The 22,906-nt window shown below is 66.4% G+C and carries 23 protein-coding genes and 1 tRNA gene; 16 read left to right on the top strand and 8 right to left on the bottom strand.

Features of this window, described 5'->3' with window-relative positions:
• The first annotated feature begins 10 nt into the window (after window positions 1-10).
• The gene (locus C4B30_RS21145; protein WP_027785461.1) at window positions 11-646 is read left to right on the top strand and encodes an LON peptidase substrate-binding domain-containing protein; all 636 of its coding nucleotides are present in this window, start codon (window positions 11-13) and stop codon (window positions 644-646) included.
• A 103-nt stretch (window positions 647-749) separates the two neighbouring features.
• Here the strand turns inward: C4B30_RS21145 and mutY are convergent, their stop codons facing one another.
• Entirely contained in the window at window positions 750-1,856 is a 1,107-nt protein-coding gene (gene mutY / locus C4B30_RS21140; protein WP_027785462.1) for an A/G-specific adenine glycosylase, read from the bottom strand.
• 24 nt (window positions 1,857-1,880) lie between these two features.
• A complete protein-coding gene (gene mutM / locus C4B30_RS21135) occupies window positions 1,881-2,708 on the bottom strand; it encodes a bifunctional DNA-formamidopyrimidine glycosylase/DNA-(apurinic or apyrimidinic site) lyase (protein ID WP_027785463.1) in 828 nt (275 codons plus the stop codon).
• 246 nt (window positions 2,709-2,954) lie between these two features.
• Here mutM and C4B30_RS21125 point away from each other — a divergent pair, with 246 nt between their 5' ends.
• The 8 genes from C4B30_RS21125 to hisC all read left to right on the top strand — a co-directional run bounded on the left by C4B30_RS21125 (window position 2,955) and on the right by hisC (window position 10,112).
• Window positions 2,955-4,778, top strand: coding sequence for a tetratricopeptide repeat protein (locus C4B30_RS21125; protein WP_027785464.1), 1,824 nt, complete (start codon window positions 2,955-2,957; stop codon window positions 4,776-4,778).
• On the top strand, window positions 4,778-5,398 hold the full coding sequence (gene lolB, locus C4B30_RS21120; protein ID WP_027785465.1) for a lipoprotein insertase outer membrane protein LolB: 621 nt from the start codon (window positions 4,778-4,780) through the stop codon (window positions 5,396-5,398). Before C4B30_RS21125 ends, lolB begins: the two co-directional genes overlap by 1 nt.
• 26 nt (window positions 5,399-5,424) lie before the next feature.
• Complete coding sequence (gene ispE, locus C4B30_RS21115) at window positions 5,425-6,306, top strand: 4-(cytidine 5'-diphospho)-2-C-methyl-D-erythritol kinase (protein WP_027785466.1); 882 nt, start codon at window positions 5,425-5,427, stop codon at window positions 6,304-6,306.
• A gap of 55 nt (window positions 6,307-6,361) precedes the next feature.
• Window positions 6,362-6,438 (top strand) — tRNA-Gln (locus C4B30_RS21110).
• A 44-nt stretch (window positions 6,439-6,482) separates the two neighbouring features.
• Window positions 6,483-7,445 (top strand): ribose-phosphate pyrophosphokinase, encoded by a 963-nt coding sequence (locus C4B30_RS21105; protein WP_027785467.1) that lies wholly within the window; start codon window positions 6,483-6,485, stop codon window positions 7,443-7,445.
• A gap of 158 nt (window positions 7,446-7,603) precedes the next feature.
• A complete protein-coding gene (locus tag C4B30_RS21100) occupies window positions 7,604-8,209 on the top strand; it encodes a 50S ribosomal protein L25/general stress protein Ctc (RefSeq protein ID WP_027785468.1) in 606 nt (201 codons plus the stop codon).
• A gap of 120 nt (window positions 8,210-8,329) precedes the next feature.
• Window positions 8,330-8,929 carry an aminoacyl-tRNA hydrolase gene (pth, locus tag C4B30_RS21095; protein WP_027785469.1) on the top strand — a complete coding sequence of 200 codons (600 nt, stop codon included), beginning with the start codon at window positions 8,330-8,332 and terminating at the stop codon, window positions 8,927-8,929.
• Window positions 8,930-9,044: 115 nt separating this feature from the next.
• A complete protein-coding gene (gene hisC / locus C4B30_RS21090) occupies window positions 9,045-10,112 on the top strand; it encodes a histidinol-phosphate transaminase (RefSeq protein WP_027785470.1) in 1,068 nt (355 codons plus the stop codon).
• An 81-nt stretch (window positions 10,113-10,193) separates the two neighbouring features.
• On the opposite strand, the gene C4B30_RS21085 is transcribed toward hisC, so the two are convergent.
• From C4B30_RS21085 to rsmD, 3 genes are all read right to left on the bottom strand, one after another.
• Entirely contained in the window at window positions 10,194-10,460 is a 267-nt protein-coding gene (locus C4B30_RS21085) for a YfhL family 4Fe-4S dicluster ferredoxin (protein ID WP_027785471.1), read from the bottom strand.
• A gap of 59 nt (window positions 10,461-10,519) precedes the next feature.
• The gene (gene coaD / locus C4B30_RS21080) at window positions 10,520-11,017 is read right to left on the bottom strand and encodes a pantetheine-phosphate adenylyltransferase (RefSeq protein WP_027785472.1); all 498 of its coding nucleotides are present in this window, start codon (window positions 11,015-11,017) and stop codon (window positions 10,520-10,522) included.
• A gap of 111 nt (window positions 11,018-11,128) precedes the next feature.
• Window positions 11,129-11,743 (bottom strand): 16S rRNA (guanine(966)-N(2))-methyltransferase RsmD, encoded by a 615-nt coding sequence (gene rsmD, locus C4B30_RS21075; RefSeq protein WP_027785473.1) that lies wholly within the window; start codon window positions 11,741-11,743, stop codon window positions 11,129-11,131.
• A gap of 216 nt (window positions 11,744-11,959) precedes the next feature.
• Between rsmD and ftsY the strand changes: the two genes are divergently transcribed.
• Window positions 11,960-13,120, top strand: coding sequence for a signal recognition particle-docking protein FtsY (ftsY, locus tag C4B30_RS21070; RefSeq protein ID WP_027785474.1), 1,161 nt, complete (start codon window positions 11,960-11,962; stop codon window positions 13,118-13,120).
• 93 nt (window positions 13,121-13,213) lie between these two features.
• Here ftsY and maiA read toward each other — a convergent pair whose 3' ends face one another.
• A complete protein-coding gene (maiA, locus tag C4B30_RS21065) occupies window positions 13,214-13,858 on the bottom strand; it encodes a maleylacetoacetate isomerase (RefSeq protein ID WP_027785475.1) in 645 nt (214 codons plus the stop codon).
• Between the two features lie 180 nt (window positions 13,859-14,038).
• On the opposite strand from maiA, the gene ybiB reads away from it, so the two are divergent.
• Together ybiB and leuA are read left to right on the top strand one after the other, a co-directional pair.
• Complete coding sequence (ybiB, locus tag C4B30_RS21060) at window positions 14,039-15,013, top strand: DNA-binding protein YbiB (RefSeq protein ID WP_027785476.1); 975 nt, start codon at window positions 14,039-14,041, stop codon at window positions 15,011-15,013.
• A 376-nt stretch (window positions 15,014-15,389) separates the two neighbouring features.
• Window positions 15,390-17,036 (top strand): 2-isopropylmalate synthase, encoded by a 1,647-nt coding sequence (gene leuA, locus C4B30_RS21055; RefSeq protein WP_027785477.1) that lies wholly within the window; start codon window positions 15,390-15,392, stop codon window positions 17,034-17,036.
• 142 nt (window positions 17,037-17,178) lie between these two features.
• On the opposite strand, the gene C4B30_RS21050 is transcribed toward leuA, so the two are convergent.
• A complete protein-coding gene (locus tag C4B30_RS21050; RefSeq protein WP_027785478.1) occupies window positions 17,179-17,562 on the bottom strand; it encodes a nuclear transport factor 2 family protein in 384 nt (127 codons plus the stop codon).
• Window positions 17,563-17,607: 45 nt separating this feature from the next.
• Window positions 17,608-18,177 (bottom strand): lipid A 3-O-deacylase PagL, encoded by a 570-nt coding sequence (gene pagL / locus C4B30_RS21045; protein WP_027785479.1) that lies wholly within the window; start codon window positions 18,175-18,177, stop codon window positions 17,608-17,610.
• A gap of 359 nt (window positions 18,178-18,536) precedes the next feature.
• Here pagL and rpoH point away from each other — a divergent pair, with 359 nt between their 5' ends.
• From rpoH to cydB, 4 genes are all read left to right on the top strand, one after another.
• Complete coding sequence (rpoH, locus tag C4B30_RS21035) at window positions 18,537-19,472, top strand: RNA polymerase sigma factor RpoH (RefSeq protein ID WP_027785480.1); 936 nt, start codon at window positions 18,537-18,539, stop codon at window positions 19,470-19,472.
• A gap of 360 nt (window positions 19,473-19,832) precedes the next feature.
• Window positions 19,833-20,120, top strand: a complete 288-nt coding sequence (cydP, locus tag C4B30_RS21030) for a cytochrome oxidase putative small subunit CydP (RefSeq protein WP_027785481.1) — start codon at window positions 19,833-19,835, stop codon at window positions 20,118-20,120.
• Window positions 20,110-21,690 carry a cytochrome ubiquinol oxidase subunit I gene (locus C4B30_RS21025; RefSeq protein WP_027785482.1) on the top strand — a complete coding sequence of 527 codons (1,581 nt, stop codon included), beginning with the start codon at window positions 20,110-20,112 and terminating at the stop codon, window positions 21,688-21,690. The genes cydP and C4B30_RS21025 overlap by 11 nt, the downstream gene beginning before the upstream one ends.
• 31 nt (window positions 21,691-21,721) lie before the next feature.
• Complete coding sequence (cydB, locus tag C4B30_RS21020; protein WP_027785483.1) at window positions 21,722-22,858, top strand: cytochrome d ubiquinol oxidase subunit II; 1,137 nt, start codon at window positions 21,722-21,724, stop codon at window positions 22,856-22,858.
• Window positions 22,859-22,906 lie beyond the last annotated feature (48 nt).

Raw genomic sequence — 22,906 nt, 5'->3', positions numbered from 1 at the left:
CCCGCGCGCCATGTCCTCCCTATCGACCACCCTGATCGACCTGCCGCTGTTTCCGCTGCACACGGTGCTGTTTCCGGGAGGGTTGCTCCCGCTCAAGGTGTTCGAGGCGCGCTATCTCGACATGTCCCGCGCGTGCCTGCGCGACGACGTGCCGTTCGGCGTGTGCCTGCTCAAGAGCGGGCCCGAAGTCGCGCAGGACGGCGCGGTGTCGGTGCCCGAAACCATCGGCTGCATGGCGCGCATCACCGAATGCGATACCGGCGAATTCGGGATGCTGTATCTGCAGGCGGTCGGCACGCAGCGTTTCGAGCTGCTGTCGTATCGCGTCGAAAGCAACGGGCTGCTGGTCGGCATCGCCGAACCGCTGCCCGACGACATCCCGCTCGAAGGCGAACAGGCGCTCGCGCAGTTCGGCTCGTGCGCCGAGGTGCTCGAGCGCATCATCGACGCGCTGAAGAAGTCCGATCCGGAGAAAATGCCGTTCGTCGAACCGTTCCGCCTCGACGATCCGAGCTGGGTATCGAATCGCCTCTCGGAACTGCTGCCGCTCGACCTGCGCGCGCGGCAGAAGCTGATGGAGTTTCCGGACGTCGGCGCGCGCATCGACGCCGTGCACCACGTGCTCGACCGGCACGGCTGGCTGTAACGCCGCCGGTCGCGCGTGCCCGGCGGGCCGCCTGCGCGAGGGCAATGCCGCGGCGGTCAGGCGCCTTCCCGAACGCGGCCCGCGCCGCGCCCTTCCCCGTTCGTTACAGCAGCGGCCCGCTCAGCGCATCGAGCAGCTTGCGCACGGGCGCCGGCACGCCGTACGCGTCGAGCCGGCTCAGCGGCACCCATGCGGTATCCGCGTCCCGCGCCGGCGACGGCAGGCCGCCGCCGTCCGCCAGATCGCTCAGCCGCGGCTCGATCTCGAGCCGGAAATGCGTGAACGTATGCATGAACGGCGCGAGCGGCACCGTGCCGCCGCCGCCGAAGCCGCGCGCGAGATCCGCGAGCGCGGCTTCGCCGTCCGCTTGCGGCAGGCTCCACAGTCCGCCCCAGATGCCGGTCGGCGGCCGTCGCTCGAGCAGCACGGCGTCGCCGTCGCGCAGCACGAGCATCCAGGTCTTGCGCGTCGGCACGGCCTTCTTCGGCCGCGCGGCCGGCAATTCGCGCTGACGGCCGGTCGATTGCGCGACGCAGTCGCCCGCGAACGGGCAGCGCGCGCAGTCGGGTCTGCCGCGCACGCACAGCGTCGCGCCCAGATCCATCAGCCCCTGCGTGTACGCGCTCACGTCGGCCGGGTTCGCGGCGTCGGGCAGCAACGATTCGGCGAGCGCCCACATGTCGTTCTCGACACGCTTCTCGCCCGGAAAGCCCTCGACGCCGAACACCCGCGCGAGCACGCGCTTCACGTTGCCGTCGAGGATCGTCGCGCGCGCACCGTACGCAAACGACGCGATCGCGGCGGCCGTCGAACGACCGATGCCCGGCAGTTCGGCCAGCGCGTCGGGCGTCGCCGGAAACGCGCCGCCGTGCTCGGCGACGACGACCTGCGCGCAGCGGTGCAGGTTGCGCGCGCGCGAGTAGTAGCCGAGCCCCGCCCACAGCGCCATCACGTCGTCGCCGGGCGCAGCCGCGAGCGCGGCGACATCGGGGTAGCGGTCGAGAAAACGCGTGTAGTACGGAATGACGGTCGATACCTGCGTCTGCTGCAGCATGATTTCCGACAGCCAGATCCGGTATGGATCGCGGGTGTTCTGCCATGGCAGGTCATGGCGGCCATGCTCGCGCTGCCACGCGACGAGACGCGTGGCGAACGTGCGGTGCAGCGGCGTGACGGGGAACGGAGCGGGGGCGATGCGGGGCGGCTTCAAGTGATGGGATCGAGGAAAAGGGTTTCAACGCTGGCACGTCGGGCAGAAATAGGTCGACCGCTGGCCCTGCACGATCTGGCGGATCGATGTGCCGCATACGCGGCACGGCTGGCCGGCGCGATCGTAGACGAAGCAGTCGAGCTGGAAGTAGCCGCTTTCGCCGTTGCTGCCGACGAAATCGCGCAACGTGCTGCCGCCGCGCTCGATCGCATCGGCGAGCGTCGCGCGTACCTCATCGGCCAGCCGCTCGTAGCGCGGCAGCGAAACCTTGCCGGCGGCCGTCGTCGGCCGGATGCCGGCGCGAAACAGGCTCTCCGACGCGTAGATGTTGCCGACGCCGACGACCATGTCGCCCGCGAGCAGCGCCTGCTTGACCGACACCGTGCGGCCGCGCGTACGCGCATGCAGCAGCGCGCCGGTGAACGCCGGCGAGAACGGCTCGACGCCGAGGCTCGCGAGAAGCGGATGCGCATGCACGTCGCCTGCTTCGCGCGGATGCCACAGCACGGCGCCGAAGCGGCGCGGATCGCGGAACCGCAGCACGAATTCATCGAAGATCCAGTCGATGTGGTCGTGCTTCGCGGCGATCGGCACGCCGGCCGCGGGCAGCACGCGCAGCGTGCCGGTCATCCCGAGATGGACGATGAACCAGCCTGCATCGACCTCGAACAGCAGGTACTTGCCGCGGCGCTCGACGGCGAGCACCTCGCGCGCGCGCAACTGTTCGGCGAGCCCTGCCGGCACGGGCCAGCGCAGCATCGCGGTACGGACGTCGACACGCTCGACGCGGCGGCCCGCGACAAAGGGCTCGATGCCCCGGCGCGTGACTTCGACTTCTGGCAACTCTGGCATGTTTTGCGGGTCTGAGGCTACGGTCTGTTTACATCGCGAATACGCATGCGGCGCCACGAGAACGGCCGTTCTCGCGCCGACCCCGAATTAAACACGGGAATGCCCGAAATCGCCCGCCTGGCAGCACGCGAGGCGGGCGATTTCGGGCATTCGCATGGGGATTCCACAGGTAAACGGAACCTATCACGATCGTGCGTGTATTGTAGCGAGCGCGTTACAATCGGTTGAAACATCGAACGGATTTCCATGACCCTGCCCTCGAAGCTGCTTCAGAAGCGCCCCGCCGCCGTGCGCGGCGCGCGCGCCTTCCCGGTCCGCCGTGCACTCGGTGCCGCGCTGTTTGCCGCCTGGACCCTCACCGCCTTTCCGGCCCACGCGCAGGATCCGGCACCGGACGACGCGGAGCCGCAGGGTGCGTTCGAGCACGTGATGCCGGACGAGCAGAAGAATCTCCCCGGCGTGCCGCTGACGAGCCAGATCGTCTACCAGGTGCTCGCCGCCGAGGTCGCGCTCCAGCGCAACCAGCCGGCGCCGGCCTACCAGACCTACCTTGCGCTTGCCCGCGACACGCGCGATCCGCGCATGGCGCAGCGCGCGACCGAAATCGCGCTCGGCGCGCAGAGCCCGGCCGACGCGCTGTCCGCCGCGAACCTGTGGCGCCAGTACGCACCCGACTCGAACCGGGCGTCGCAGGTCGACGCCGCGCTGCTGGTGCTCGCCGGCAAGCCGGCCGACGCGCAGCCGATGCTCGCGCGCGAGCTGGCCCGCGCGACCGGCGACACGCGCGGCCCGGCGATCCTCGCGCTGCAGGCGCTCCTCGTGCGCGGCTCCGACCGCGTGGGCGGCCTCGCGGTGCTGAAGGACATGCTGAAGAACGACATGAATCGCCCCGAGGCGCAGCTCGCGATCGCGCGGCAGCAGCTCGCGGTCGACGACAAGGACGGCGCCGCGCAATCGCTGAAGCAGGCGTTGCAGATTCGCCCCGATTACCTGCCGGCGGCGCTGATGCTGTCGCAGATGGGGCCGGCGGAACGCGCCGCGGGCATCGCGTCGTTCGAGAAGTATGTTCAGCAGAATCCGAAGTCGCGCGACGCACGGCTCGCGCTGTCGCAGCTCTATCTCGCCGACGACCGCCTCGACGACGCGCAGAAGCAGTTCGAGACGATGCGCAAGCTCGACTCGAAGGATCCGACGCCGCTGATGGCGCTCGCGCTGATCAAGATCCAGCAGAAGAAACTCGACGAGGCGACCGGCTACCTGAAGCAGTACGTACAGCTCGGCGACAAGCAGCCGAACCTCGACGTCGGCCAGGGCTACATCTACCTCGCGCAGATCGCGATCGACCAGAACAACGACGCGCAGGCGTCGCAATGGCTCGACAAGGTCGACCAGACGAGCCAGCACTACCTGCCCGCGCAGATCACGCGCGCGCAACTGTTGCAGAAACAGGGCAAGACCGACGAGGCGCGCAAGGTGCTCGACAACCTGCCGATCACGGATCCGCGCGACGCGGCCGTGGTGGCGCGCACCGATGCGTCGATCCTGTTCACGGCGAAGCGCTATCCGGAAGCGGAGGCGCGGCTCGGGCAGGCCGTCCAGGACTTCCCGGACGATCCCGACCTGCGCTACGACTACGCGATGGCGGCCGAAAAGACGGGCCACTATGCGACGATGGAAAAGCAGTTGCGCGAGCTGATCCGCACGCAGCCCGACAATCCGCAGGCCTACAACGCGCTCGGCTATTCGCTCGCCGACCGCAACCAGCGCCTGCCCGAGGCCAGCAAGCTGATCGACAAGGCGATGGCGCTCGCGCCGAACGACGCGTACATCATGGACAGCCTCGGCTGGGTGAAGTACCGGATGGGCGACACGGCCGGCGCGACGAAGGTGCTGCAGCGCGCATACGAACTGCAGCCGAACGCCGAAATCGGCGCGCATCTCGGCGAAGTGCTGTGGAAGAGCGGCGCGCAGGACGACGCGCGCAACGCGTTGCGTGCCGCGCAGAAGCTCGAGCCCGACAACGAAACGCTCGTGCAGACGCTGAAGCGCCTGCAGATCAACGGCCTCTGATGCGGATGTTCCCGATGTTTTCCCTGTCCTCCCGCGCGCGGCGCACGCTGGCCGCGGCCGGCGCGGCGCTCGCGCTCGCCGGCTGCGCGAGTACGCCGCCGTCGGCCGGCACGCCGGCGGGCGCCGCACTGCAGACGGCGGCGATGCATGCGTACCATGGCCGCTTCGCGGTGCGGTACGACGATCGTCTCGGCAACCCGCAGAACGTGTACGGCAACTTCGACTGGCAGGAACACGGCGACGACGTGTCGCTCGAACTGCGCAGCCCGCTCGGCCAGACGCTTGCGGTCGTGAAATCGACGCCGCGCGCGGCGTCGCTCGAATTGCCGAACCGTCCGACCCAATATGCGCCGGACGTCGGCGACCTGATGCAGAAAGCGCTCGGCTTCGAGCTGCCGCTCGCGGGCCTGCGCTACTGGCTGCTGCCGACCGCCGCACCCGCGACGCCGGCGGAAACCGTGCGCGACCCGGCCGACGGCACGCGCCTCAAGCAGCTCCGTCAGGACGGCTGGACGATCGACTACCTTGCCTACGCGGATGCCCCGGCCACGGGCGTCAAACGCGTCAACCTCGTGCGCGCGACGCCGCCGCTCGACATCAAGCTCGTGCTCGATCAGTGAGCACGCGCGCCTAGCCCGATACCCGCATGACCGATTCGACCCGCTCGCTGCGCAACTGCCTGGCGCCCGCGAAACTCAACCTGTTCCTGCACATCACCGGCCGCCGTCCGAACGGCTATCACGATCTGCAGAGCGTATTCCAGCTGCTGAACTGGGGCGACACGCTGCACTTCACGTTACGCGACGACGGCCGCGTCGCCCGCGCCACCGAGGTACCCGGCGTGCCCGAGGAAAGCGATCTCGTCGTGCGCGCGGCCAACCTGCTGAAAACGCATACGGACACCGCGCACGGCGTCGACATCGAGATCGACAAGATCCTGCCGATGGGCGCCGGCCTCGGCGGCGGCAGCTCCGACGCGGCGACGACGCTGCTCGCGCTGAACCGCCTGTGGCAACTCGATTTGCCGCGCGCCGAACTCCAGTCGCTCGCGGTCAAACTCGGCGCCGACGTCCCGTTTTTTATTTTTGGAAAAAATGCATTCGCAGAGGGTATCGGAGAAGAATTAGCTGAGGTAGAATTGCCGACTCGCTGGTTCCTGGTTGTGACGCCACGCGTTCATGTCCCGACCGCTGAAATATTTTCAGATGAGTTGTTGACAAGAAATACGAAGCCCGTCACAATTGCTGACTTTCTTGCACGGCAAACCAGCGATGCGGGATGGCCAGACAGCTTCGGCCGGAACGATATGCAGGAAGTTGTAACAAAGAAGTACGCGGAAGTTGCGCAGGTGGTCAAATGGTTGTATGATGTGACCCCCGCGAGGATGACCGGCTCCGGAGCTAGCGTGTTTGCAGCGTTTCACAGCAAGCACGAGGCAGAAGCGGCGAAAGCCAAACTGCCCGCCAGTTGGAATGGCGCAGTTGCCGAAAGCCTGAACGAGCATCCGCTCTTCGCTTTCGCGTCATGAAGTTTTACTTTGCCGAACGGCCTACACGAGTTCGGTGAAGTTATCAGTTAAGTGTAGGGGAGTCGCCAAGTTGGTCAAGGCACCGGATTTTGATTCCGGCATGCGAGGGTTCGAGTCCTTCCTCCCCTGCCAAAAATTTTCCCGCATTTCCCGCCCAAGCCTGAAGCAGGTGCACGATGAGCAGCCACAGCCATGATGGCCTGATGGTCTTTACTGGCAACGCGAATCCCGCGCTCGCCCAGGAAGTCGTCAATATCCTTGGTATTCCCCTCGGCAAAGCGATGGTCAGCCGTTTCTCCGACGGCGAGATCCAGGTCGAGATCCAGGAAAACGTGCGCGGCAAGGACGTCTTCGTCCTGCAATCCACGTGCGCACCGACGAACGACAACCTGATGGAACTGATGATCATGGTCGATGCGCTCAAGCGCGCATCCGCCGGCCGGATCACTGCTGCCATCCCCTACTTCGGCTATGCACGTCAGGATCGCCGCCCGCGTTCGGCGCGCGTCGCGATCTCGGCGAAGGTCATCGCGAACATGCTGGAAATCGCCGGCGTCGAGCGGATCATCACGATGGATCTGCACGCCGACCAGATTCAAGGCTTCTTCGACATCCCGGTCGACAACATCTACGCGACGCCGATCCTGCTGGGCGACCTGCGCAAGCAGAACTACTCGGATCTGCTCGTCGTGTCGCCGGACGTCGGCGGCGTGGTGCGTGCCCGGGCACTCGCGAAGCAGCTCAACTGCGATCTCGCGATCATCGACAAGCGTCGTCCGAAGGCGAACATCGCCGAAGTGATGAACATCATCGGTGAAGTCGAAGGCCGCACCTGCGTGATCATGGACGACATGGTCGATACGGCCGGCACGCTCTGCAAGGCCGCGCAAGTGCTGAAGGACCGCGGTGCGAAGCAGGTGTTCGCCTACGCGACGCACCCGGTGCTGTCGGGCGGCGCCGGGGATCGCATCGCCGCATCGGAACTCGACGAGCTGGTCGTCACCGATACGATCCCGCTGTCGGCCGAATCGCTGGGATGCTCGAAGATCCGCTCGCTGACGAGCGCGAGCCTGCTGGCCGAGACGTTCTCGCGGATTCGCCGCGGCGATTCGGTGATGTCGCTGTTCGCGGAATCCTGATCGCGAATCGACGGAACAAAGTATGCGCGGAAAGCGAAGCGGCAACGCTTCGCTTTTTGCACAATCGGACGGGATAGACGAAACCCCGGCCGTTTCATCTGGGGCCGCTTGATGGCCCCGTTTCACTGCCTGGTCGCGGGCAGCCATTGGAGAATCACATGAAAGTCGTCGCTTTCGAGCGCCAACAGCAAGGTACGGGTGCGAGCCGCCGCCTGCGCAATTCGGGTAAGACCACGGGTATCGTCTACGGTGGCGAAGCAGCCCCGCAAAAGATCGAACTCGATCACAACGCCCTGTGGCACGCCCTGAAGAAGGAAGCCTTCCACTCGTCGATCCTCGACCTCGAAGTGGCCGGCCAGTCGCAGCAGGTTCTGCTGCGCGACGTGCAATACCACCCGTTCAAGCAACTGGTGCTGCACGTGGACTTCCAGCGCGTCGACGCGAAGAAGAAGCTGCACACGAAGGTGCCGCTGCACTTCCTGAACGCTGAAGTCAGCCCTGCCGTGAAGCTGTCGAGCGCGATCGTTTCGCACGTCGCGACGGAAATCGAAATCGAGTGCCTGCCGGCCGCGCTGCCGGAGTTCCTCGAAGTCGACCTGTCGAAGATCGAAGCCGGTCAGTCGCTGCACGCGAAGGACATCGCGCTGCCGAAGGGCGTCGCGCTGGTCGCGCACATCGACGCGGAAAACCCGGTTGTCGCCTCGGCGACGGTCCCGGCGGGTGCCGTGTCGGACGCAGCAGAAGGCGAAACGCCGGCTGCCTGAGCGGCTGCCTGCACGCTCCATCGATCCGTTTCACGAAACGGTCGACGCAACCCGCCGCGGCTTGCCCGGCGGGTTTTTCTTTTTCTGCGCCCAGGCGGCAGCCGCCGCCTTCGAAACGTCATGATCAAACTGATCGTCGGCCTCGGCAATCCCGGGGCGGAATACACCGCGACGCGCCACAACGCCGGTTTCTGGCTGATCGACCAGCTCGCCCGCGAAGCCGGCACGACGCTGCGCGACGAACGCCGTTTCCACGGCTTCTATGCGAAAGCACGCCTGCACGGCGAGGAAGTCCACCTGCTCGAGCCGCAAACCTATATGAACCGCTCCGGCCAGTCGGTCGTCGCGCTCGCGCAATTCTTCAAGATCCTGCCCGACCAGATCCTCGTCGCGCACGACGAGCTCGACCTGCCGCCCGGCACCGTGAAGCTGAAGCTCGGCGGCGGCAGCGGCGGCCACAACGGCCTGAAGGACATCTCCGCGCACCTGTCGTCGCAGCAGTACTGGCGGCTGCGGATCGGCATCGGCCATCCGCGCGACCTGATTCCGGAAAGCGCGCGCGCTGGCGCGAAGCCCGACGTCGCGAACTTCGTGCTGAAGCCGCCGCGCCGCGAGGAACAGGACGTGATCGACGCATCGATCGAACGCGCGCTCGCCGTGATGCCGATGATCGTCAAGGGCGAACTCGATCGCGCGACGATGCAGCTGCATCGCAACTGAGTCCGACGCACCGGCCTGGTGCATCGGCCGTTCGGCGCAACCGAGCGGCCTCGCCCGCCCCACCGCGACGCACACATGCGGTAATCTCGACGTTTTGCCCGACAGGAGCCAAGCGGTGAGCCGTTACTGGAGCGACGTCGTTCAGCAACTCGTGCCTTACGTGCCGGGCGAACAGCCTGCACTCGCGCACCCCGTCAAGCTGAACACCAACGAGAATCCCTATCCGCCGTCGCCGCGCGTCGTCGCGGCGATCGCACGCGAACTCGGCGACACCGGCGACACGCTGCGCCGCTATCCGGACCCGGTCGCGCGCGCACTGCGCGAGACGGTCGCGGCCCATCACCGCATCAAGCCCGAGCAGGTGTTCGTCGGCAACGGCTCCGACGAGGTGCTCGCGCACGCGTTCCAGGCGCTGCTCAAGCACGACCGGCCGCTACGCTTTCCCGACATCACGTACAGCTTCTATCCGACCTACGCGCGCCTGTACGGCGTCGAGACCACGGTCGTGCCGCTCGCGGACGATTTCTCGATCCGCGTCGACGACTATCTCGACGACGCCGGCGGCGTACTGTTTCCGAACCCGAATGCGCCGACCGGGCGCGCGTTGCCGCTCGCGGACGTCGAGCGGATCGCGGCCGCGAATCCGTCGTCGGTCGTCGTGATCGACGAAGCGTACGTCGATTTCGGCGCGCAGTCGGCCATCACGCTGATCGACCGTCATCCGAACCTGCTCGTCGTGCATACGACGTCGAAGGCGCGCTCGCTCGCGGGCATGCGCGTCGGCTTCGCGTTCGGCGATACGGCACTGATCGATGCGCTGAACCGCGTGAAGGACAGCTTCAACTCGTATCCGCTCGACCGGCTCGCGCAGGTGGCCGCGCAGGCCGCATACGAGGACACCGATCATTTCAACGCCACCTGCCGGCGCGTGATCGACAGCCGGGCCCGGCTCACGCATGCGCTCGACGCACTCGGCTTCGAGATCGTGCCGTCGGCCGCGAATTTCGTGTTCGCGCGCCACCCCGCGCACGATGCGGGCACGATCGCGGCGAAGCTGAAGGAACGGGAAATTTTCGTGCGGCACTTCCGGCTGCCGCGGATCGACCAGCACCTGCGCATCACCGTCGGCACCGATGCCGAATGCGACGCGCTTGTCGCGGCGTTGCGCGAGCTGCTGGCCTGACACGAAAGAATCGGCGCCGGGCGGCGCCGATCTGAAGCAGGACGCGCGTTCGCCAGTCAGCGTGCGTGCGTCAACTCAGGATCACGACGCGTCGTCGCCCTTCGCGGCGATCAACGCGTGATACTTCTCCATCAATTGCGCGTGCGATTCGTCATGCTGCGGATCGCGCGGAATGCATTCGACCGGACACACCTGCTGGCACTGCGGTTCGTCGAAATGGCCGACGCATTCGGTGCACTTGTTCGGGTCGATCACGTAGATGTCCGGGCCCATCGAAATCGCGCCGTTCGGGCACTCGGGCTCGCACACGTCGCAATTGATGCACTCGTCGGTAATCATCAAAGACATACTGATCTCACTTCTTCAGGCCGGCGGCCGGCTTCGCAACGAAACCGGCCGGCGCCGCATCACGCGGCAGGGCCTCCGATCGCGGCGACTTTCTCGGTCAGCCACTTCTCGACGGACGGAAACACGAATTTGCTGACATCGCCGCCCAACTGCGCGATTTCGCGCACGATCGTTCCCGAGATGAACTGGTACTGGTCGGACGGCGTCATGAACATCGTCTCGACGTCGGGCAGCAGATAGCGGTTCATCCCCGCCATCTGGAACTCGTATTCGAAATCGGACACGGCGCGCAACCCGCGCACGATCACGCGCGCATTGTTGACGCGCACGAAATCCTTCAGGAGGCCGGTGAAACTCATCACCTTCACGTTCGGGTAATGGCCGAGCACTTCGTTCGCAATCGTCAGACGTTCTTCGAGCGAGAAAAACGGCTTTTTCGCGCGACTGTCGGCAACACCCACCACCAGCGTATCAAAAATGCTCGACGCACGCCGCACGAGGTCTTCGTGCCCGCGCGTCAGCGGATCGAACGTACCGGGATACACGGCGACTACCATGTCGCTCCTCCTGTCATCACGCAAACGGGATGGCAGCCGCGCGATGCGCACGCCGCTGCCGAGATGGGCATGCGTCGCCTTTGCGGCGCGCCGCCTCGTATGGAACGCGCATTATTCATCATTTTCGCGCCGCAGCAAATGATAGTGAACCGCACCGGCCTTGCCGTGCTTCACCACCTGCCAGCCCGCGAGCGCGTCGTGCGCGGCCGGATCGAGTTCCGCCCCCGTTTCGACGTACAGCGCGCCGCCTGCCGCGACGAGCGGCGCCGACAGCGAGATCGCGCGCTCGAGCGCGGCCAGGTCGTCGAACGGCGGATCGAGGAACACGACGTCGAACGCGCCCGGCGTGAGCCCGGCCGCGAGCCGCAGCGCATCGGCTTCGGCGATCTCGACCGAACGGGCGCCGAGCTTGTCCTTGATCGCACGCAACTGCTGCGCGGCGCGCGGATGGCGCTCGACCATCACGACGCTCGCCGCGCCGCGCGACGCGGCCTCGAAGCCGAGCGCGCCGGTGCCCGCGAACAGATCGAGGCAGCGCCATCCTTCGAGATCCTGGCCGAGCCAGTTGAACAGCGTCTCGCGTACGCGATCGGGGGTCGGGCGCAGGCCGTCGAGATCGAGCACTGCAAGCGGCGTGCGTTTCCAGTCGCCGCCGATGATGCGGATCGTGTGCGGCTTGCCGCGGCCAGAGGGGGCCGCCGGGCGGCCGGAAGAAGAACGGGACATACGGGATATCGACAACGGAGGGACCGGGCGCGCGCAAGGGGGCGCCGCCAAACAGGCGCACGTTACCACAGCGGCGACGCGCACTGACGCGTGCGCCACGCCGCACTGATAAAATGCACGGTTTCGGCCGCCGTGCGCCGCGCCCGCGCGAACGCAGAACGGCCCGCCCGGCGCCCGCCCTCGGCGGCGGCCCACCCCTCTTCCCGACGTCAGACCATGTTCAGTTTCTTCAAACGATTCAAGAAAACGCAGGAGCCCGATCCGGCGGAATCGCAATCGGCCGACGCGCAGCAAGCGGACGAAGCGTCCGACGCCGACGCGCCCGCGCTCGAGACGCCGCCCGCGGCCGACGTGCCGCAGGCGCCCGCGCAACCGGCCGCGCCGGCCGTCGTGATGACGGTCACGCCGACCAACGACGGCCGCGACGAAGTCGTCGAGACGGTCGAGATCGTCCCGCCGCCGCTGCAGGACGCCTCCGCGAAGAAGTCGTGGCTCGCGCGCCTGAAAACGGGGCTCGCGAAGACGGGCTCGAACATCACCGGCGTATTCGTCAACACGAAGATCGACGAGGACCTGTACGAGGAGCTCGAAACCGCGCTGCTGATGTCCGACGCGGGCGTCGACGCGACCGAATACCTGCTCGACGCGCTGCGCGAGAAGGTGCGCGCGGGCCGGCTGACCGATCCGCAGCAGGTGAAGGATGCGTTGCACGACCTGCTCGTCGAGCTGCTGACGCCGCTCGAGAAATCGCTGATGCTCGGCCGCGCGCAGCCGCTCGTGATGATGATCGCCGGCGTGAACGGCGCGGGCAAGACGACCAGCATCGGCAAGCTCGCGAAGCATCTGCAGAGCTTCGACCAGTCGGTGCTGCTGGCCGCCGGCGACACGTTCCGCGCGGCCGCGCGCGAACAGCTGGCGATCTGGGGCGAGCGCAACAACGTGACGGTCGTGCAGCAGGAAAGCGGCGATCCGGCCGCGGTGATCTTCGACGCGGTCAGCGCCGCGCGCGCGCGCAAGATCGACGTGATGATGGCCGACACGGCCGGCCGCCTGCCGACGCAGCTCCATCTGATGGAAGAGCTGAAGAAGGTGAAGCGCGTGATCGCGAAGGCGCACGACGGCGCGCCGCACGAAGTGCTGCTGGTGATCGACGCGAACACCGGCCAGAACGCGCTCACGCAGGTGAAGGCATTCGACGACGCGCTCGGCCTCACCGGCCTGATCGTCACGAAGCTCGACGGCACCGCGAAGGGCGGGATTCTCGCCGCGATCGCGCGGCAACGCCCGGTGCCCGTCTACTTCATCGGCGTCGGCGAGAAGGTCGAGGACCTGCAGCCGTTCAGCGCGGTGGAATTCGCGGACGCGCTGCTCGGCTGAACGCCGCCGGCTGACGTCGCACGGGGCGCCTTCGAGCGCCCTTTTTCATGCGCGCCCGATCATGATCGCTGCCCGCCGCGCCGCGCGCCGCGCTCATTCCGCGTCGGGTTGCACGCCCGGCTCGGCGGCCTTGAACGCATCGATCGTCGCTGCATGGTCGACGATGCGCTGGATCGTCGGGAAACGCGTCGTGTCGATCGAGAAGCGGTTCGCGTTGAACACCTGCGGCACGAGGCACACGTCGGCGAGCGTCGGCGTGTCGCCGAAGCACAGCTTGCCGGTGCGCGGATCGTTCGCGAGACGCGTCTCGAGCGATTCGAAGCCCGCCTCGATCCAGTGCCGGTACCACGCGTTCTTCGCCTCCTCGGGCACCTGCAGCGTGTGCTTCAGGTACTTCAGCACGCGCAGATTGTTGAGCGGGTGGATCTCGCATGCGATCTGCAGCGCAATCGCGCGCACGTACGCCCGGTCGACCGGCTGCTTCGGCAGCAGCGCGGGCTCGGGATGGGTTTCGTCGAGATATTCGATGATCGCGAGCGACTGCTGCAGCGTCGCGTCGCCGTCGATCAGCGTCGGCACGACCGCATCCGGATTCAGCGCGCGGTATGCGTCCTTCAGTTGCTCGCCGCCGTCGCGCAGCATGTGCACGGGTGCGTAGTCGAACGGCAACTGCTTCAGGTTCAGGGCAATCCGCACGCGGTACGACGCGGAACTGCGGAAATAGCTGTAGAGCTTCATGGGATGTCTCTCGTAGTCGTATTCGGCCGGCGGGGCGGCACGGGCGCGGCGCAGCCGGTGCGCGCGTCGCCGGGAACCAGAGTGTAGCGCGGCACGATGCACGGCCGCGCCCGTGCGATACTCGGGCATTCCTCACCGCTCGCCGCGCGGCCCGATGCCGGCCGCCCGCCCCACGCCCCGATGACCGCTTCCCACGATCCCGCCGCCGCTCCGTTCCCTTGCGCCCGCTTCATCAAGGAAATCGGCCGCGGCCCGCACGGCGCGCGCGCCCTGTCCGCCGAGGACACGTTCGAGCTCTATCGCGCGATGCTCGATGCGCGCGTGTCGGACGTCGAACTCGGCGCGATCCTGATCGCCTACCGGCTGAAGGGCGAATCCGCCGACGAACTGGCCGCGATGCTCGCCGCCGCGCAGGCGTCGTTCGAGCCCGTGCACGTGCAGGACGCCGCGTTCCGCCCGGTGTCGATCCCGAGCTACAACGGCGCGCGCAAGCAGCCGAACCTCGTGCCGCTGCTCGCGCTGCTGCTCGCGCGCGAAGGCGTGCCGGTGCTGGTGCATGGGGTGGAGCGCGATCCGGGCCGCGTGACGAGCGCCGAGATTTTCTCGGCGCTGTCGCTGGCGCCGTCGACGTCGCACGACGCGATCGAGGACACGCTCGCCGAACGCCGCGTCGCGTTCGCACCGATCGACGTGCTGGCACCGCGTATCGCGCACCTGCTGTCGATGCGCAGCGTGCTCGGCGTGCGCAATTCGACGCATACGCTCGTGAAGATCCTGCAGCCGTTCGCGCCGGCCGGGCTGCGGCTCGTCAACTACACGCACCCGCCGTACCGCGACAGCCTCGCGCAGTTGTTCCGCGACCATCCGGACGCCGCGCGGGGCGGCGCGCTGCTCGCGCGCGGCACCGAAGGCGAAGCGGTGGCCGACACGCGACGCCAGGTGCAGGTCGACTGGCTGCACGACGGCGTGTGCGACACGCTGATCGACGCCGAGCGTTCGTCGACCGACGCGCCGCCCGTCGCGCTGCCGGAGTCGCGCGATGCCGCGACCACGGCCGCGTGGACGGACGCCGTGCTGCGAGGCGAGATGCCGGTGCCCGACACGGTGGCGCGACAGGTCGCGACGATCGTACGGATCGCCCGCGTCGCGCGCTGAAGGTGCCGCGGTGCCCGCCCCTTTATCCCGATAATTGACACGCGTCGGCATCCTGGCATAGAGTGGCCGTCATGCGTTCCTTTCCGAACCCCCTCCGAATTACCTCCGGCCGCCTAGCGCGGCCGCTATCGCTACGACTAGCCTAAGGCTGTCGTAGCGCCGTGTGCTGTCCGCACGGTCCTCCCAGCAGTTCCTCGCAGTACCCCTCTCGCAATTTTTACAACCCGAAGTCGTCAGCATTCGTCCGTCCATCCGTCGGCCGATTCGCGAAGATCATCCGCATCCGCGGCGCCATCGCGCGCCGGGTGCGAGGCAGCGCCAACCGACGCCCCTGCCGCCCGTCTTCGCTCGCGACTTGAGACCCGAGGTCCAGAAGATGATGCGCAATCCGCAAGACAAGTACCGCCCGTTCGAGCCCGTCCGCCTCAATGGCCGCCGCTGGCCGGCCCGCACCATCGAGCGCGCGCCCGTATGGATGAGCACCGACCTGCGCGACGGCAACCAGTCGCTGATCGAGCCGATGAGCATCGAGCAGAAGCTCGAGTTCTTCGAGATGCTGGTCGCAATCGGGTTCAAGGAGATCGAAGTCGGTTTTCCGTCGGCGTCGCAAACCGACTTCGATTTCGTCCGCAAGCTGATCGACGACCAGCGGATTCCCGACGACGTGACGATCGAAGTGCTCGTGCAGTCGCGCGAAGACCTGATCGCGCGCACGTTCGATGCGCTCGAAGGCGTGCCGCGCGCGATCGTGCACCTGTACAACGCGGTCTGCCCGTCGTTCCGCCGCATCGTGTTCGGGATGTCGAAGGACGACGTGAAGGCGCTCGCGATCGACGGCACGCGCGTCATCAAGGCACACGCGGCCGCGCGCCCCGATACGCAGTGGACCTTCCAGTACTCGCCGGAAACCTTCAGCATGACCGAGCTGACGTTCGCGCGCGAGATCTGCGACGCGGTCGCGCAGACGTGGCGTCCGACCCGCGACCACAAGATGATCGTCAACCTGCCGGCCACCGTCGAAGCCGCGAGCCCGAACGTGTTCGCCGACCAGATCGAATGGATGGACCGCAACCTCGCGTATCGCGACAGCATCGTGCTGTCCGTGCATCCGCACAACGATCGCGGCACCGCGGTCGCGGCGGCCGAACTCGCGCTGCTCGCGGGCGCCGACCGCATCGAAGGCTGCCTGTTCGGCAACGGCGAGCGCACCGGCAACGTCGATCTCGTCACGCTCGCGCTGAACCTCTACACGCAGGGCATCGATCCGGGCCTCGACTTCTCCGACATCGACGCGGTGCGCCGCGTCGTCGAACGCTGCAACCAGATTCCCGTGCATCCGCGCCATCCGTACGCGGGCGACCTCGTGTTCACCGCGTTCTCGGGCTCGCACCAGGACGCGATCCGCAAGGGGTTCGCGCAGCAGCGCCCCGACGCGGCGTGGGAGGTCCCGTACCTGCCGATCGACCCGGCCGATCTCGGCCGCAGCTATGACGCGGTGATCCGCGTGAACAGCCAGTCCGGCAAGGGCGGCGCGACGTTCCTGCTCGAACGCGGGATGGGCTTCACGCCGACGCGCCGCGTCCAGATCGAGTTCAGCCATGCGGTGCAGACGCTCGCCGATGCATCGGGCGAGGAAGTGACGGGCGACGCGATCTGCGCGCTGTTCGCGCGTGAATTCTTCGAAACCGACGGCCCGGCCGCACGCCACGGCAGCGGCGCGCGCTGGCAAAACCGCGAGATCGCGACAGCGCCCGCCGCCGAAGCGATGCCCGACGATGCCGTGCGGCATTTCGCCGCGGCATTTGCGGCGGCCGCCGGCGCCGCGATCGACGTCGCGTCGTGCGAACACACGCGCGCCGCGGATGGCCGGATCGCGGTATCGGTCGGCTGCCGGGTCGGCGAGGCGCCGCTGCGGCACGGTGTCGGCATGCATGCCGATGCGGCGAGCGCAGCGCTCGATGCGGTCGTCAGCGCGATCAACCGCTCGGCATGGCACTGCGCGGACCACCGCGCGGCGGCCTGAGCGCCGGGCTTCGATGCAGGTTGAAACGTCAGCGAGCGGTGCGTGACCGCCCGTGCGCCGCGCGATCCGCGCCGCACGAGGCAGCAAAAAGCGGCTCAGAAGGCCGCTTCGGTCGACACATGAAAAGGAGCGCCACCCGCGCTTACGTGTCGGTCGCGCACCGCGTCGCCTGCCACGCGAACAGGCACCAGCGGCCCCGGTCGTGCGTGTGGACGGACGTATAGGCAATCGGGAAGACGAGGCCGCCGTTGTTCGTTTCCATCTCGATCAACGCGCGCCCGGTGACGACGCAGGTCTCGTCGCCGACGGGCAGCACGTCCTGCGACTGGATTTCGATCTGGCGATAGCGGCGGCGGCCGGCGACGATGGCGTCGATGAACTGCTGCTTGGTTTCGCGCTTGCCGTTGGTGTGGACGAAAAACACCTTGTCCGACAACAGCGCGTCGAGCGCCTCGCCGTCGCCGTCCACCATCGCCCGGAATCGATCGCGCTCGAGCGCGCGGATCGCATCGACCACCTTCGCCATCGCCTGACTCCTCGGCAACGCGCCCGCCTTGCACGGGCGTACGGATCAGAAGTTGTACTGCAGGTAGAACTGGTGGAAATTTATACCAGGATTCGGCTCTTTGATACCCGCGTTAGACACATGTTCGAAACGGTAGCCGACCTGATATTGTTGCCGTTGGCCGAACTGCACGCCCACGCCGCCGGTCGGCGCGAACTGGAACGCGGTCGACAGCGAGAAATTGTCCGAGATCGTCGGGTGCGTCAGAAGCCGGACGCCGCCACCCGCCTCGATGAACGGGCGAATCTGCCCGCTGCTCTTGATGAAGCGGAACATCGGCGTCACGCCGAACTCGCCGATGTTGCCGTGGACGTTGCCGCCCGTGTGCCAGTAGCCGGCGTGCCCTTCGACGACGAACGTGAAGTGCCAGCCGCCGATTTCCCACCAGTTCCAGCCCGGATCCCACACCACGCCGATATCGGCCTTGTCGATCCCGCGACGATCCGAAAACCCGCCGCCCGCCTGGATCCCCCATCGATCCGCGAAAGCCGCACCCGATCCGCCCAGAAGAGACGCTGCCAGCATCGCATGCAGCGCGAGCCGGCTGCGGGACCGGCGATTCTTCTTGTTGTTCATCTGACACTCCAACTTTGTGGGTTGAATGGAGCCTGCCGCAACGGCCGGGCCCGAGCGAACTGAATGGTATGGTAAAGGACTTTTCGGATCGGCATCACGAAGCGAAATAGCTTGCTTCCAAAAAGACAAAAATCGAAATCGTCTACCGATTCTCATCAGAAACAACGGCTTACGGAACTCCCCGACGCGGCCCTTGTCGCAGAATAGACTATCGACTCGGCCAATTCGATAGAAAAGCGGGAACTCCGATGCCCCCGCCCGCTCTAAGGAATTAGCACTCGTATTCCGGGAGTGCTAAGATGACCCACGGAATCTCATCCGAGACCGGGGGTTTGTCCCTGATTCCAAAGGAGTTTTTAGTGAGCCACGCCCTGACCCTCCCGAACACCCTGAGCCCGACGCCGGCCAAGGCCGAATCGGCAGGCTCGCTGGCGCTCGCAGCCCAATCGATGTTGCCCGGCCAGCTCGGCAACATCGACGCGTACATCCAGGCCGTCAACCGCATTCCGCTGCTGACCGCCGAGGAGGAACGCCGCTACGCAACCGAATTCCGCGAAAACAACGACCTCGACTCGGCGCGCCGCCTCGTGCTGTCGCACCTGCGTCTCGTCGTGTCGATCGCGCGCAACTATCTCGGCTACGGCCTGCCGCATGGCGACCTGATCCAGGAAGGCAACATCGGCCTGATGAAAGCCGTGAAGCGGTTCGACCCGGCGCAAAACGTGCGCCTGGTGTCGTATGCGATTCACTGGATCAAGGCCGAAATCCACGAGTACATCCTGCGCAACTGGCGCATGGTGAAGGTCGCCACGACGAAGGCGCAGCGCAAGCTGTTCTTCAACCTGCGCAGCCACAAGAAGAGCATGCAGGCGATGACGCCCGAGGAAATCGACGGCCTCGCGCAAGAGCTCAACGTCAAGCGCGAAGAAGTGACCGAGATGGAAACGCGCCTGTCGGGCGGCGACATCGCGCTCGAAGGGCAGGTGGAAGACGGCGAGGAATCGTACGCGCCGATCGCCTACCTGGCCGACTCGCACAACGAGCCGACCGCCGTGCTCGCCGCGCGCCAGCGCGACATGCTGCAGACGGACGGCATCGCGCAGGCGCTCGACGCGCTCGATGCGCGCAGCCGCCGCATCATCGAGGCGCGCTGGCTGCACGTCGACGACGACGGCTCGGGCGGCTCGACGCTGCACGATCTCGCCGCCGAGTTCGGCGTGTCGGCGGAACGCATCCGCCAGATCGAAGCGAGTGCAATGAAAAAGATGCGCACCGCCCTCGCCGAATACGCGTAAATCCCCGGCGAGTCAGAATCGCTTCATCGAAAACCGCTGCCCGACGCAGCGGTTTTTTTCGTCCGTTTTTTCCGCTGCTTTTCACCCGCTTTTCAGCGCGCTTCACGCGCCGTTTCCTCGCCGATCAATTGACCTGATTCATCGGGTATTACGTCATTTGCGGCGCCCTTCCGCATAACCTTGATCTGCCTCAATTTTTACCCCATGTTTCGCGACGGTCTGCCGCAGCGCGGCACTCGGCATCGGAAAGCCGTCCTTTTAAAATTGGCATGTCAGGCGCAAAAGGATTAAAACAGCTTCACGGCCGTCATAAATCCGACGTAAAGTCGCCCCCAATCCGACTTAAATCGATTCAGGATAATCGCCTTGATCTCGATCAATAAAGAGCCCGCACCGCCGCCTCCCCAACGGCCGGCCGGCACGATCGGCTGGCGCGCGCGCATCGCCGCGTGGGCACGCGGACCCACCCTCGGCCGCGACATCACCGTGGTGCTGATCGTCAAGCTGATCCTCCTGATGTCGCTCAAATACGCATTCTTCAATCATCCGCAGGCCGAGCACATGTCGTTGCCGCCTGCCGCCGTGGCCGAGAAGCTGCTCTCGGTGCCGGCGCCTGCACCCTCCGAGGGAGACCACCATGATAAGTAGTGAAGTCGTCGATCTGTCACGTCTGCAGTTCGGCATCACGGCGCTCTACCACTTCCTGTTCGTGCCGCTGACGCTCGGCCTGTCCTGGCTGCTCGTCATCATGGAAGCCGTCTACGTGATGACCGGCAAACAGGTCTACAAGGACATGACCCAGTTCTGGGGCAAGCTGTTCGGGATCAACTTCGCGATGGGCGTGACGACCGGCATCACGCTCGAATTCCAGTTCGGCACGAACTGGTCGTACTACTCGCACTATGTCGGCGACATCTTCGGCGTGCCGCTCGCGGTCGAGGGCCTGATGGCGTTCTTCCTCGAATCGACGTTCGTCGGCCTGTTCTTCTTCGGCTGGAACCGCCTGTCGAAGGTCAAGCACCTGATCGTCACGTTCCTCGTCGCGCTGGGTTCGAACCTGTCGGCTCTGTGGATCCTCGTCGCGAACGGCTGGATGAACAACCCGGTCGGCGCCGAGTTCAACTACCAGACGATGCGCATGGAGATGACGAGCCTGTTCGACGTGCTGTTCAACCCGGTCGCGCAGGTGAAGTTCGTGCACACCGTGTCGGCCGGCTACGTGTCGGCGGCGATGTTCGTGCTCGGCGTGTCGTCGTGGTACCTGCTGAAGAAGCGCGACGTCGACTTCGCGCTGCGCTCGTTCGCGGTCGCGGCCGGCTTCGGCCTCGCCGCCACGCTGTGCGTGATCGTGCTCGGCGACGAATCGGGCTATACGACCGGCGAAGTGCAGAAAATGAAGCTCGCCGCGATCGAATCCGAGTGGGACACGCAGCCGGCGCCCGCGTCGTTCACGCTGATCGGCATCCCGAACCAGGAGCAACAGCGCACCGACTACGCGATCAAGATCCCGTACGCGCTCGGCCTGATCGCGACGCGCTCGATCGACGAACCGGTGATCGGCCTGCGCGATCTCGCGAAGCACAGCGAGGAACACATCCAGAGCGGGATGATCGCGTACGGCGCGCTGCAAAAGCTCAAGCAGGGCGACACGAGCGACGCGACCCGCGCGCTGTTCGACCAGCACAAGCAGTATCTCGGCTACGGGCTGATGCTCAAGCAATTCACGCCGAACGTGACCGACGCCACGCCCGAGCAGATCAAGGCCGCCGCGAAGAAGACGATCCCGCCCGTCGCGCCCGTGTTCTTCTCGTTCCGGATCATGGTGTTCCTCGGCTTCCTGTTCGTCGCGACGTTCGTTGCCGCGTTCTGGTTCTGCGCGCGCCGCCAACTGCTGCAGGACAACCGCCGCTGGTTCCTGCGCTATGCCGTGTGGGCGATCCCGCTGCCGTGGGTCGCAATCGAATTCGGCTGGATCGTCGCCGAGCTCGGCCGCCAGCCGTGGACGATCGCCGGCGTGCTGCCGACGCATCTGTCGGCGTCGAGCCTGCAGCCGAGCGACCTGTACCTGAGTCTCGCCGGCTTCATCCTGTTCTACACCGCGCTGTTCGTCATCGAGATCAAGCTGATGTTCAAGTACGCGCGCCTCGGCCCGTCGTCGCTGCATACCGGCCGCTATCACCACGAACTCGCCGCTGCCGGCGAGCGGGCCGCCGTCTGAGCACGCCCTCGCAACGGAACAAGGAATCGCTATGGACTATGCAACTCTCAAGCTGATCTGGTGGCTGCTCGTCGGCGTGCTGCTGATCGGCTTCGCCGTCACCGACGGCTTCGACATGGGCGCGACCGCGCTGCTGCCGTTCCTCGGCAAGACCGACGAGGAGCGCCGCATCATCGTCAACACCGTCGGCGCGACGTGGGAAGGCAACCAGGTGTGGCTGATCACGGCCGGCGGCGCGATGTTCGCCGCGTGGCCGCTCGTCTACGCGGCGTCGTTCTCCGGCTTCTACTTCGCGATGCTGCTCGTGCTGTTCGCGCTGTTCTTCCGGCCGGTGGGCTTCGACTACCGCAGCAAGCGGCCCGACCCGCGCTGGCGCGCGGGCTGGGACTGGGGCCTGTTCGTCGGCGGCTTCGTGCCGGCGCTGGTGTTCGGCGTCGCGTTCGGCAACCTGCTGCAGGGCGTGCCGTTCAAGTTCGACAGCGACCTGCGCGTGACCTACTACGGCGGCTTCTGGGCGCTGCTGAACCCGTTCGCGCTGCTGTGCGGGCTCGTCAGCCTCACGATGCTCGTCGCGCACGGCGCCGCGTTCATCAAGATGAAGACCGACGGCGCGATCGCGCGCCGTGCGTCGATCGCGCTGCGCGTCGCGTCGTTCCTCGCGGTCGTGCTGTTCGTGCTGGCCGGCGTGCTGGTGGCCGCTTATATCGGCGGCTTCCACATCACCCACGCCGCGCCGACCGATACCGTCGCGAACCCGCTGCTCAAGGACGTCGCCGCCGGTTCGGGCCTGTGGCTCGCGAACTACGGCGAATATCCGTGGATGATCGCGGCGCCCGTCGTCGGGATCGCGGGCGGCGTGCTCGCGCTGCTGCTCGCCGGCTCGAAGCAGGAGAAGACGGCGTTCTTCTGCACGGGCCTGATGATCGTCGGCGTGATTCTGACCGCCGGCTTCTCGATGTTTCCGTTCATCATGCCGTCGTCGCTCGACCCGCGCAGCAGCCTGACCGTATGGGATTCGACGTCGAGCCACATGACGCTGCAGGTGATGCTGTTCGCGGTGATCGTGTTCCTGCCGATCATCCTGATCTACACGAGCTGGGTGTACCGCGTGATGCGCGGCAAGGTCACGCACCAGTCGCTCGAAGAGAACAAGCACTCGATGTATTGACGCATTGAACCGGGCCGGGCGCGCAGGCGCGCTCGCCCACCGTTTCGC

The sequence above is a fragment of the Burkholderia sp. BE12 genome, assembly GCF_002959955.1.
GTDB lineage: Bacteria > Pseudomonadota > Gammaproteobacteria > Burkholderiales > Burkholderiaceae > Burkholderia.
Note: the sequence above shows the minus strand (reverse complement) of the source record. Positions and strands in the feature narration are given on the sequence as shown.

What these genes read in the sequence shown, in the direction of transcription:
- C4B30_RS21125 (WP_027785464.1), top strand. Translation starts at nt 2,955, where the DNA reads ATGACCCTGCCCTCGAAGCTGCTTCAGAAGCGCCCCGCCGCCGTGCGC.
- C4B30_RS21025 (WP_027785482.1), top strand. Translation starts at nt 20,110, where the DNA reads ATGATAAGTAGTGAAGTCGTCGATCTGTCACGTCTGCAGTTCGGCATC.
- C4B30_RS21100 (WP_027785468.1), top strand. Translation starts at nt 7,604, where the DNA reads ATGAAAGTCGTCGCTTTCGAGCGCCAACAGCAAGGTACGGGTGCGAGC.
- lolB (WP_027785465.1), top strand. Translation starts at nt 4,778, where the DNA reads ATGCGGATGTTCCCGATGTTTTCCCTGTCCTCCCGCGCGCGGCGCACG.
- cydB (WP_027785483.1), top strand. Translation starts at nt 21,722, where the DNA reads ATGGACTATGCAACTCTCAAGCTGATCTGGTGGCTGCTCGTCGGCGTG.
- mutM (WP_027785463.1), bottom strand. Translation starts at nt 2,708, where the DNA reads ATGCCAGAGTTGCCAGAAGTCGAAGTCACGCGCCGGGGCATCGAGCCC.
- ybiB (WP_027785476.1), top strand. Translation starts at nt 14,039, where the DNA reads ATGACCGCTTCCCACGATCCCGCCGCCGCTCCGTTCCCTTGCGCCCGC.
- pth (WP_027785469.1), top strand. Translation starts at nt 8,330, where the DNA reads ATGATCAAACTGATCGTCGGCCTCGGCAATCCCGGGGCGGAATACACC.
- C4B30_RS21085 (WP_027785471.1), bottom strand. Translation starts at nt 10,460, where the DNA reads ATGTCTTTGATGATTACCGACGAGTGCATCAATTGCGACGTGTGCGAG.
- C4B30_RS21145 (WP_027785461.1), top strand. Translation starts at nt 11, where the DNA reads ATGTCCTCCCTATCGACCACCCTGATCGACCTGCCGCTGTTTCCGCTG.
- ftsY (WP_027785474.1), top strand. Translation starts at nt 11,960, where the DNA reads ATGTTCAGTTTCTTCAAACGATTCAAGAAAACGCAGGAGCCCGATCCG.
- coaD (WP_027785472.1), bottom strand. Translation starts at nt 11,017, where the DNA reads ATGGTAGTCGCCGTGTATCCCGGTACGTTCGATCCGCTGACGCGCGGG.
- C4B30_RS21050 (WP_027785478.1), bottom strand. Translation starts at nt 17,562, where the DNA reads ATGGCGAAGGTGGTCGATGCGATCCGCGCGCTCGAGCGCGATCGATTC.
- rsmD (WP_027785473.1), bottom strand. Translation starts at nt 11,743, where the DNA reads ATGTCCCGTTCTTCTTCCGGCCGCCCGGCGGCCCCCTCTGGCCGCGGC.
- ispE (WP_027785466.1), top strand. Translation starts at nt 5,425, where the DNA reads ATGACCGATTCGACCCGCTCGCTGCGCAACTGCCTGGCGCCCGCGAAA.
- leuA (WP_027785477.1), top strand. Translation starts at nt 15,390, where the DNA reads ATGATGCGCAATCCGCAAGACAAGTACCGCCCGTTCGAGCCCGTCCGC.
- maiA (WP_027785475.1), bottom strand. Translation starts at nt 13,858, where the DNA reads ATGAAGCTCTACAGCTATTTCCGCAGTTCCGCGTCGTACCGCGTGCGG.
- pagL (WP_027785479.1), bottom strand. Translation starts at nt 18,177, where the DNA reads ATGAACAACAAGAAGAATCGCCGGTCCCGCAGCCGGCTCGCGCTGCAT.
- C4B30_RS21105 (WP_027785467.1), top strand. Translation starts at nt 6,483, where the DNA reads ATGAGCAGCCACAGCCATGATGGCCTGATGGTCTTTACTGGCAACGCG.